Source organism: Candidatus Methanoperedens nitratireducens, from assembly GCF_900196725.1.
In the GTDB taxonomy this organism is placed as follows: Archaea; Halobacteriota; Methanosarcinia; order Methanosarcinales; family Methanoperedenaceae; genus Methanoperedens; species Methanoperedens nitroreducens_A.
Genome location: NZ_FZMP01000190.1, coordinates 1 through 8,856, shown reverse-complemented (window position 1 = coordinate 8,856; position 8,856 = coordinate 1). Strand labels below are relative to the sequence as shown.

Below are 8,856 nucleotides of genomic sequence, written 5' to 3'. Positions count from 1 at the left end.
ACATTACTTATATGACTATGCTTAACAGTCTTCATCGGCGAATCACCGATTATCACGCTGCTTACACGGGAATCCAATGCTGTGAATGCCTGCTCTGCGGCTCTGACGTTCGCCATGTCCTCCAGCCTGTAAATTGAAGGTACGCCGAATAACGTTATTGCAGATATTCCTATAATTGTCAGGCTCAATATGAAAACCTGGCTTACAACCTCTGAAACTGCTTTTTCAGACCTCAAGAACTCCATGACATCACCTGTAAATCGAAATGTTAGACCGGCAAAGTATTTAAAATCTGCCATGCTAATTATGCTGATAATAAGATTGTTATTCTGTCATGTAACAACACAAATTTAAAAAATAAACATATTTTTATAAACTATTGGTTTTAATAATATTAATTTTTCAGAACCACTGGCATCTGCAATGGCATGTTTTCTGGGCATTTCAGTTTATGCTCACATCTGCGACATTATTTGAGATATGAAGGAAAGTAATAGCACCTGTAGCGTTATAGTTGATTACCATACTGGAGTTACCTTTTACCCCAAGCCCGCCGGATTGGCATTGAACAAAAAAGACATCACCCTCTTGAGCCATTTTCTGGAAATAATGTTGGGTTATGTTATAAAGAGGCTGTGTTTTATTTTCGTTATCTTCAGTTATATAAGGGCTATTGCCCCATGAAAAAGCAGTATCGTTAAAGTTTGAACTTTGTATTATTCTATTACTACAACCACTGTTGGAACCAACTGGAATCTGGTTGCTATAAGTTAAATTAACGCTCTGGTTCAATAAATCAACATCAATGTACTTCCCATTACTATCTGTTTGTGGAGTATAAGGGACTGTTCCCCATGTCTCAGCTGGTTCGTTGTATGCAGTGTCTTTATAGCCGATCGTAAGGGAAGTGTCCTTTATGTAATATATTAATGTTTTAGTCCCTGATGGCGATATTGCACGGAGGTCCCAATCAAGAAATTGACCACCTGATTTGCCGTATATCCTGAAACTGAAATTATCCAGCGGCGTATTATCGTCCGGAAGCCCTTTAAAGCTAATCGGGTTAGTTATAGTAGTACTTCCCCCTAAAGTGGATGGAACAACAGTAAGTACTATACTGGTTGTGCGGTTTATCGAATTCGTGCTTACATTCGTATAGGATAGGCTTCTGGCATAATCTGCCCATGCATCATAGAAGTCGCTTGTAATATTTACATAAACCTTTCCGCTGATACTGTAGTTTAGCGGGTTAGTTCTGTTCTTGTCTATGATAGTATTTGGGAACAATACCTGTGTTGAATTTTTCTTAAAGATGACCTTTGATGCCCCGTTCCCTCCGACAGTTGCATTTCCACCCACGGTGAGCGCCGGGAACGTCAGTGTCCTGCCATCATAATGAAATTCCGGGGGAGAGATCATGACAGAGCCTCCTGAGGGATATTTTGACCAGATGCCTCCCCCCTCGTAGCCTATTATCCTGTCTCCGTAAGTGTATTTTACCATTCCCATGGGGATCGTGATGTTAAAGGTATCATTTGCGCTTTTTATAACTATATAACTCTCCCTGCCCGTGCCATTGGGCTCAACTGTCACAACTCCCCCTCCGGGGTTAACATTAATCACACGCTGCAGGGCATCCCCGAGCAGGGTGCTGCTTGCCAGAGAATCTGACAGGGTAAAGGTCTGCTCTGCGTTCCTGATGGTTGACATGTCCTGCAATTTGTAAATTGAAGGCATACCGACCAGTATTATCATGGCTACACCCGTAATAGATATACCTAATATGATGGCATAGCCTAAAACCTCCGAAACCGCTTTCTCCGAACTCAGGAACTTCATGTAATCTCCGTGTAAAGCTGTGATTTCAATATATAAACATCCAGGTTCCTGGTATCGTTCAACCTGGCAGTGTACGTTCCGTCGGCACTGGTGCTCCATTTCATTGTGCCATTGAAATAATCTTTCCATCCGGAATTGTAATCGCCTGTAATGATCACCGTAACATTGCTCACATTGCTCCAGTAAGTAATGCTGGGCTGCCCGCAACCCCCTTCTTCTGAAGGAATCTCCTGCTGGCAAACTGTTATTTTGCTCATATCGGTGCCCGACTTAGCCGGAAAACCATTAATATAAATTACAGGTATGATGAGTATATCGCTCCGGTTGGTAATAAGCGGCTTGTAAGCATTTAATACGTAGCCTGTCGGATACTTTACCCATACTCCTGTTCCCTCATAAACGACCTTTGTATCGCCTATAGAGTTTTCGATACTGCGCATCTGTTCCAGCACATATTTTTCTTCTATGCTATTGGAGGTCGAGTTATATACGGTCATGTTGACCTGGATGGTGCTGCCTCCTGTAACGCTCAGCGTTCCCCCGTACATCTTAATCACCCCGCCGTGGGAAGGCGCCTGCCCTGTCGCTACTTTATTGATATTATCTGCCAGCACGACAAAGCTCTGTTTAGTATTCTCTATGTATCTGGCTTCCTGGGCATTCTTTAATGCAGGGTAGCCCACAAGCCCTATGAGGCTGAAGGACAGCATAAGTATTCCAACAATTGTAACGAAGTCCAGAACTTCAGCTACTGCATCCTCTGATTTCATGAAATGTAGTGCTTTTAAGAAATTCTTTGTTGGAATCATAAGTTTAAAGGATATTGCACTCATAGTATTTAAAATATATCATAATAATGATGATGTAGATATCATTGCTCCACTATACTAAGATTGCTAACGGACTTATTATATGTAATTTTATAATTCTCTGCCCCGCTGTAGATTTGTATCGGGGTGAGATTTGTGGAAACGTTAAAAGGAGAATAAGTTATTGCGCCATTATCTGATTGTATAATTATCTCGGAAGGTGAACCGGTTACATTCACAGCATAGCTTCTGCCTGCTACGGATGCAGGCATTGAGAACTCGTATTCAAGAGTGTTAACGGTTCCTCCGTAGGAATTGGTTATATTGACAAGTATGTCTGCCGTATTTATTCTGGCTGCAAGCCCTGCCCCTATGATTTTAAAGGTTGCGCCCATAGCTGTCCTTTCATTTGACTGTGAGAGGCTATAAAAGGACAGGATAGTTGCTGTAAATACTATCACTGTAACGGTGAACATGAGTATGAAGCCGATCGAAATGGAAACCGCTCCGTCATTTTTTAACAGGTTCTTGAGGTTCATAAAATCACCACGGTACAGAGATGGGAATCGTAAAATCGGCTCTCATCCTGCTGGTTGAAAATGTCTCATTGGCGTACAGGATATAATCACGGGCGCGGATGAATGCCTTGCCATCGCTTGTATTACCTGTAATCTTGAACTTTCCTGCATTATTCATGCCGTTTATAAAAACAATCGAATAAGGTTGCACAGATGTTTTTTTGAAAGTAAAATTACCTGTCGATGTTAAATTTATCCAGTCTGTTGTTGAGTTTATTAAGGTTATGTTAAATGAGCCACCAAAAGTGGTTATGTTTACTATTATATCTGAATCTTTCACATTTTGTATTACAGTCCAGTTTGCTGAGCCTCCCGCGGTCCCATTATCTGTGAAATAAGGATAGATATCGTTGTTCCAGTTGCTAACATCCCAGCTTAAATTCACACCTTCCCCATGCAGAGCGTAGATCGTTGACAGGTTATCACTGAAATTTTGCGTTTGCCTGGTGAAATCGGCAATCATCAGGCTCGTCGGCACGCTGATATTTATGGCATTCCTGTAGGCTGCCCTGGTCTCATCATTCGTGATCTGTATCAGGTTGATTATATCGTTTTTTGATGGTTCGGTTCCTGCGCCGACCGCCATATTGCCTTCGAATATGACGCTGTTGAGCATAACAGTCGTTATCACAAGCCCGATACCAATAATGAAGCCCGCAAGAAGCATAAACTGGGCATCACGGTTCTCTATTAATCCCATCATGTCCTCCATATGATAAGTTTAACCTCTACAATGTTGAACAGGCCGGTTGATGGGTCGATATCTTTACCATATATCGGATTATTGGGATTGATAGGAGCTTCAGCATCTTGCAGCACGATTTTTCTGGAGACTATAACAGCACTGGTTGAAGGGTCGCCGTTGTATATCATGTTCCTGTTGTTAGGCAAAAGCGTGCTATTTTCAAGATAAGTCAGTTCTACATTATGGGCAATGCCCTGCTTGATTAAGGTATTGCTCAGGGTTACAGACAGGTTGTTTGAAAGATTGACCGCCGGGTTATCCTTCATTAAGTAATCCGAGCCGCTCCAGATATATTCATTCCCGTCCCATGTTATTATGTCGTTTTTGAGATTCGAGTTGTATCCCGGCTCTGCATAGTCCATCGTATTCAAAATATCCTGCCCCAGCGCCCGCAGTTCGGCTTCCACGTGTACATTTGAAGTAGAAGATGTAAGCGGCGTCATTGAGGTCGCATCGATAGCATATATTATAACCAGAAGCAGGATTGTTGCCGCCGCCACGCCTTCCAGCGTATGCAACTGTGCTTTTTCATCGAACATTACCACACCCTCACTGAAATTATGGCTGTCTCGTTATAGCCTGTGGAAGCGTTCACAATCAATACAAATCGCCGGGTCTGCCCGATATCAAGGTTATCCGGGAGTTCCGGACCGCTCTGGTTCATAGGGTTATTGGGATACGTAATGTTCGCGACCGATACGTTCAGGTCAAAAACAGATTCTTTACTGAATAGTCCAAGTTCACGAAGCGTATTAGTATAGCTTGTCTGGTTAGAAACATTTAATTTCGTGTTATTAAAGTAAATCAACTTACCCTGGTCTATTACGCTCATCGCCCCTGCCCTGTCAGCCACAAGCATTCGCTCCACCAGTATGGTGCTCACCCTGTCAGCAGCCAGCGTAACTTCTTCCGAGCCTGACTGGAAGGGTATGAACAGCCCGTACATGAACTGGAATACAAAAGCAACCGTCAGCAGGAAGATGCTCATACCGGCAACATAGTCTATGGTTATCTGTGCTCCTTCGCCTTTCACATCTTTAATTTTGTCTTTAATTATATTAAGACTTGCTAACAGGTAAATTCCATGTAATCCATCAACGGACTGTAAGCTTTTTATATTCATTTGCTGCTCCCGATAGTGTTTCTTGCGCAGATGCATAATAAAATAGCCAAAGCCGCGTATAGACCGAGATAGATAAGTACTTCTTTCCCGATGGCATCTGCCGAAAGCCTTGCCACCAGATTAAAAGGCGAGCTCGCAAAAAGATAAACCGAAAGGAACAGCGGTATAAGAACAAGTGAATAAAGATACTGTGAGATCGCCCTGTCTTTGTATTTAACAGCGATAATGGCTCCAAGAAGGACGATAATGACCGCGGTAACGCTTACCAGCAGCAGTATGCTCCCTACATTATGCACCGCGATGCGGTTCAGGCTGACAAGCGCAAGCCACAGGAAAGACTGCATTGGGACGATAACCACTGCTGTGAGCATCTTGCCATTTAAAATTTCGGAAAGAGAGACCGGTGAAACGAGCAACAGGTCCATCGTTTTGCGTTCATATTCTTCCGTGAGCATATCTATTACCAGACCTCCGGAAATAAAGGCTGGCGTAAAGACAAGAAGAGGAATAAGCACACCATAAATGAACTCAAAGTATGTTGAAGTTTTCCTGGGAGTCCCATCAACGTACAGTTTTACAGGTTCAAACCCGATCCTGGGAGCCCTCACGCTCCTGACAAAACCTTCGTACTCTTCAAGAGGTTTTTTCAGCTGCAGGGTAACAAGTGTGCCTTTTATATCCGATTTTGGCAGGTAAAGCGTAAGCTCGATTATCTCATTGCCGTCCGCATTTGCAGGCGGGACAATAATAACAGCATCTATCCTGTTATTGTTAAAATCATCAAGTGCGTATTTAAGTTCGCTGTAATAATACGGTTTTACGTTGCTTTTTTCAATGAATTGTGTCAGCTCCCCGCCTCCTACGATCCCGACATTTGCTTTTTCCATGTCGTATCTACCGAGAGCTCCCGGGTCAAAGAATGACGCAAGTCCTATTACAAGCAGGGATGAAAAAGATGCTATCAGCAACTGGATAATGATCGCAAGTACCAGTGTTTTCTCATGGAGAAGGGAACTCATCTCCTTTTTAGCTATGAGCAGGGTGTTACCCAAACAGCACTCCCCTTATAAGGTACAGGTTGTAAGCCGAATGGACGGCAGTAGCGAGCATCAATGATACCAGGTATTTCCCTGTCCCCAGATACCTCATACCCAGCGAAGCGACAGTCGTACCTGTGACATGCAGTAAGAACGGGAAGATAAGAAGACCTATGCCCATCACGGAACCGAAAACCGAATTCGCAATGCCTGTTATAACTGCCAGTAATATAAGTTTCTCCCCTATGAAAAATCCAGTACCGGCGTAAATACCTGCTTTTAAAGCGTTACGTGTGGTAATGCCGGTCATCCTCCTTGAAAAAACAGCATAAATCCCGACAGATTTGACAAGCTCCTCCATGAATGCTGCCAGTAGAATAAAAATCACTACTCCGTAGCGTATAGGAAGATTGAACATCAACACGATAAAGATCAGCTGGGCTGAATATACGAGCGGGATAAGAGCAATGCTCAGGAAGAAAAGCGGGGCTGGGATGCGCTCGATGAATACCTGGAGCGAGTCCAGCAGCTTGCTTTTAATGGGCTTTTGCGTAAAAAGGTCTTCTTCCCTGTAAATGAAAATACCGAACATCAATATGAGAAGAGATACCAGGTAGAAGGGCAGGGTCGAGAAAATATATTCACTTATGGATACAGGCTCGCTTTCAAGAAGCCTTACAACAAGGGTCATCGGGGAGATGATACTGATAGCATGGATATTGGTGAACATGGCGGGCAGGAAAATATAACCTGACAGGGTGACCGACAGGAAAACGAGGATGAAGGTGAGTTCTTTGAAGCTGCGGGAGATTATTGCACCGAGAAATGCGGTTGAGAGGAACATAAGAGCCACCGGTAGTAAAATTGCCAGCATCCAGGGGCTGCCGCCGATGTAGACGGTTATCCCACCCATCAGCACCAGCATGAGCAGCAGGTACGGCAATAGCTTTCCGAACACTATCTGCCAGGGGCTTACAGGTGAGGCAAGTAAAAGTTCACCCCTGCGCCTCACCCTTTCCTGCGTAATGCTTGCAGAAAAGAACTGTGCTATAAAAAATACAGGAAAGATGAAGACGAAACTTAATACCACGGATTTGAAAGGGACGGGGGGATTAAAATGGGACGGGGTTGCAAGAGTTTTTTCTTTTACAGGTAAAATACCTTTTGCCTTGCTAACCTCGCGGGCAGACGGGACCTGGGATTTATCATTAACCGATACGGGAGTTTCTATGGCGACGGCGGATCCTGTTGCCCCGGATGCCTGCCCGATCTCAGGCAGCTTTTGTATGGATAAAGGTTCGAATGCCTGCTCCCTTTCGATGTTTTTCACTGTTATCCATACAGGAAAAGTATTGTTCAGGTCGTTATAGGATAAAAGCCTGGCTTCATCGTATTTTTGAACCGCCTTATCCAGCGCATCAAGGGCTGCCCTGGATTTTTCGGAGCGATGGTAGCGGACCTTATCCCCTGTGACCACGACATCAAAATCGCCGCGCTCATACAGTTCATTTGCCTGCTCCTCTTGCGCAATATATACCTGGAACTTGTAATCGGTCTTAAGAACCTCTGCCAGCGCGGGGTCTGTAACAATTACCCTGTACATACCGTCGTTTATATGAAAACCGTTCTGCGAGACATATAAAGAGACAAATCCTGTTAAAATGATAATCAGAAGCGAAAGGGCAATGAGCTTCCGGCTAAAACTCAGGCTGGTCCGTCTCAGTTCCCATCTTGAGATCGTTAGTATACCCATCACATTTATATTACTCTATGATTAAATAATAGTTTCTATGATTGAAATAACGGTCAAGGAACTGAGGAAAGAGTACGATGGTTTTACTGCAGTTGATTCCATTAACTTTGAGATCGAAAAAGGAGAGATATTCGGCATCGTAGGACCCAACGGCGCAGGCAAGACCACAACCCTGAAAATGCTGAGCGGGCTTATAACCCCGACGCGCGGGAGTATTTCTGTACAGGGAATGGACATCCGGAAGGATGTGAAAACGATAAAACAGAAACTTGGCTTTTTGCCCGAGGACAGCCCGTTATATGAAGGTATGCTTGCATGGGATTACCTGATGTTTTTCGCGCAGATATACGGGGTTGATAAGACCGTAGCTACTGGCAGGATAAAAGAGCTTCTTCTGGCGCTGCGTCTTGATGCGCCGGACAAGAAGATAGGAGAGATGTCCAAGGGGATGCAGCGCAAAGTAGCCATTGCAAGGGCGCTGATAAACGACCCTGAGTACCTTGTCATGGACGAAATGACATCAGGTCTTGACCCGACGACCTCAAAATACCTTGCGGATTTTGTAGCGTCTCTTAAAGCCCATGGGAAAACCATAGTGTTCAGCGCGCATAACCTCTACCAGGTCGAAAGCCTGTGCGACCATGTACTGATAATGAACAGGGGAAAAAAGTTGCATGCGGTACAATGGCGCAGATAAAGAAAGCATGCGGCGCCATCGAATATAATATTGAGTTCAGCGCTGACGGGCCTTTTGATTTTGAGGTAGCTAAAAACAACGGGCATTTCAAAGCGCGCACAAATGACATTGAAGAATTTAACAGAATCACGGGCTGGGTGGCGAAGCATAACGGAAAGATAATTGATATAAAAACGGCAGAGACTTCTCTTGAAGAGATATTCCTTAAATTGATGAGCCAGGCGTAGTGCTCAACTATAGAATACTTCCCATTGTCCTAAAATACGATACTTAAT

Annotated in this window: 11 protein-coding genes; 2 read left to right on the top strand and 9 right to left on the bottom strand. The window is 43.9% G+C overall.

Annotated elements, in window-relative coordinates; translation table 11 throughout:
* From MNV_RS12625 to MNV_RS12585, 9 genes are all read right to left on the bottom strand, one after another.
* Nucleotides 1–299, bottom strand: a 299-nt coding sequence (locus MNV_RS12625; RefSeq protein WP_456303695.1) for a DUF7289 family protein, incomplete at its 3' end; no start/stop codon positions are given.
* Between the two features lie 145 nt (nt 300–444).
* A complete protein-coding gene (locus MNV_RS12620; protein WP_096206320.1) occupies nt 445–1,839 on the bottom strand; it encodes a DUF7289 family protein in 1,395 nt (464 codons plus the stop codon).
* Nucleotides 1,836–2,648 (bottom strand): DUF7289 family protein, encoded by an 813-nt coding sequence (locus MNV_RS12615; protein WP_218838020.1) that lies wholly within the window; start codon nt 2,646–2,648, stop codon nt 1,836–1,838. Before MNV_RS12615 ends, MNV_RS12620 begins: the two co-directional genes overlap by 4 nt.
* Nucleotides 2,649–2,710: 62 nt before the next feature.
* Nucleotides 2,711–3,187 (bottom strand): DUF7266 family protein, encoded by a 477-nt coding sequence (locus MNV_RS12610; RefSeq protein WP_096206318.1) that lies wholly within the window; start codon nt 3,185–3,187, stop codon nt 2,711–2,713.
* Between the two features lie 4 nt (nt 3,188–3,191).
* A complete protein-coding gene (locus MNV_RS12605) occupies nt 3,192–3,929 on the bottom strand; it encodes a hypothetical protein (RefSeq protein WP_143311772.1) in 738 nt (245 codons plus the stop codon).
* Nucleotides 3,926–4,510 (bottom strand): DUF7288 family protein, encoded by a 585-nt coding sequence (locus MNV_RS12600; protein ID WP_096206316.1) that lies wholly within the window; start codon nt 4,508–4,510, stop codon nt 3,926–3,928. Before MNV_RS12600 ends, MNV_RS12605 begins: the two co-directional genes overlap by 4 nt.
* Nucleotides 4,510–5,094 carry a DUF7287 family protein gene (locus MNV_RS12595; protein WP_096206315.1) on the bottom strand — a complete coding sequence of 195 codons (585 nt, stop codon included), beginning with the start codon at nt 5,092–5,094 and terminating at the stop codon, nt 4,510–4,512. Before MNV_RS12595 ends, MNV_RS12600 begins: the two co-directional genes overlap by 1 nt.
* Nucleotides 5,091–6,146 carry an ABC transporter permease gene (locus MNV_RS12590; RefSeq protein WP_257000056.1) on the bottom strand — a complete coding sequence of 352 codons (1,056 nt, stop codon included), beginning with the start codon at nt 6,144–6,146 and terminating at the stop codon, nt 5,091–5,093. Before MNV_RS12590 ends, MNV_RS12595 begins: the two co-directional genes overlap by 4 nt.
* Nucleotides 6,139–7,884 carry an ABC transporter permease gene (locus tag MNV_RS12585; RefSeq protein ID WP_096206314.1) on the bottom strand — a complete coding sequence of 582 codons (1,746 nt, stop codon included), beginning with the start codon at nt 7,882–7,884 and terminating at the stop codon, nt 6,139–6,141. The genes MNV_RS12590 and MNV_RS12585 overlap by 8 nt, the downstream gene beginning before the upstream one ends.
* A gap of 37 nt (nt 7,885–7,921) precedes the next feature.
* Here MNV_RS12585 and MNV_RS12580 point away from each other — a divergent pair, with 37 nt between their 5' ends.
* Both MNV_RS12580 and MNV_RS20810 read left to right on the top strand, forming a co-directional pair.
* On the top strand, nt 7,922–8,581 hold the full coding sequence (locus MNV_RS12580) for an ABC transporter ATP-binding protein (protein ID WP_257000055.1): 660 nt from the start codon (nt 7,922–7,924) through the stop codon (nt 8,579–8,581).
* Nucleotides 8,569–8,808 carry a hypothetical protein gene (locus MNV_RS20810; RefSeq protein ID WP_257000054.1) on the top strand — a complete coding sequence of 80 codons (240 nt, stop codon included), beginning with the start codon at nt 8,569–8,571 and terminating at the stop codon, nt 8,806–8,808. Before MNV_RS12580 ends, MNV_RS20810 begins: the two co-directional genes overlap by 13 nt.
* Nucleotides 8,809–8,856: the final 48 nt, after the last annotated feature.

What these genes read in the sequence shown, in the direction of transcription:
- MNV_RS12595 (WP_096206315.1), bottom strand. Translation starts at nt 5,094, where the DNA reads ATGAATATAAAAAGCTTACAGTCCGTTGATGGATTACATGGAATTTAC.
- MNV_RS20810 (WP_257000054.1), top strand. Translation starts at nt 8,569, where the DNA reads ATGGCGCAGATAAAGAAAGCATGCGGCGCCATCGAATATAATATTGAG.
- MNV_RS12605 (WP_143311772.1), bottom strand. Translation starts at nt 3,929, where the DNA reads ATGATGGGATTAATAGAGAACCGTGATGCCCAGTTTATGCTTCTTGCG.
- MNV_RS12600 (WP_096206316.1), bottom strand. Translation starts at nt 4,510, where the DNA reads ATGTTCGATGAAAAAGCACAGTTGCATACGCTGGAAGGCGTGGCGGCG.
- MNV_RS12620 (WP_096206320.1), bottom strand. Translation starts at nt 1,839, where the DNA reads ATGAAGTTCCTGAGTTCGGAGAAAGCGGTTTCGGAGGTTTTAGGCTAT.
- MNV_RS12615 (WP_218838020.1), bottom strand. Translation starts at nt 2,648, where the DNA reads ATGATTCCAACAAAGAATTTCTTAAAAGCACTACATTTCATGAAATCA.
- MNV_RS12585 (WP_096206314.1), bottom strand. Translation starts at nt 7,884, where the DNA reads ATGGGTATACTAACGATCTCAAGATGGGAACTGAGACGGACCAGCCTG.
- MNV_RS12580 (WP_257000055.1), top strand. Translation starts at nt 7,922, where the DNA reads ATGATTGAAATAACGGTCAAGGAACTGAGGAAAGAGTACGATGGTTTT.
- MNV_RS12610 (WP_096206318.1), bottom strand. Translation starts at nt 3,187, where the DNA reads ATGAACCTCAAGAACCTGTTAAAAAATGACGGAGCGGTTTCCATTTCG.